Raw genomic sequence first — 451 nt, 5'->3', positions numbered from 1 at the left:
GAGCGCTCCAGCCGGGTCGGCGGACAACGACGTGTGGCGACCGCAGGCCACGGGGAGCTTCGTCAACCTCGTCGGTGTTGATGCGGCAGGGTGTGGTGCCTGGTGTGCGTTCGTAGGCCAGGGCTGTCGCGTACTCCGGTCGGCTCCTGAGGACCTCGTCGAGAGGGGGGTAGTCCAAGGCGAGCGGGTTCCGCCCATGGTGACGGAAGCTTCCGTACGGGGCGGCGACAGCGGTGACGACCGTTTCCCGGGCAAGGCGGTCTGCACGAGCGAGGACCACATCCAGGCGACCGAGCCGGGCCAGTGCCCGGGCCACCCACAGGTGGTCCAGTCCGTCGAGACGGTCGAGTGCGATGGTCAGTGCCTCGATCACCTGGCCGTCCTGTCGGCCGAGGTCTTCGCTTCTTTTTTCTTCCTTCCACTCCTTCCCTTCTTTTCCCCTCCTTTTTCT

At 66.1% G+C, this 451-nt stretch carries 1 protein-coding gene; it reads left to right on the top strand.

Features of this window, described 5'->3' with window-relative positions; translation table 11 throughout:
* Positions 1–196: 196 nt before the first annotated feature.
* The coding region (locus JMF97_RS31630; RefSeq protein WP_238360471.1) for a hypothetical protein at positions 197–451 on the top strand (255 nt) is incomplete at its 3' end.

Origin of the sequence: Micromonospora fiedleri (assembly GCF_016774385.1) — a bacterium.
Taxonomy (GTDB): Bacteria; Actinomycetota; Actinomycetes; order Mycobacteriales; family Micromonosporaceae; genus Micromonospora; species Micromonospora gifhornensis.
Note: the sequence above shows the minus strand (reverse complement) of the source record. Positions and strands in the feature narration are given on the sequence as shown.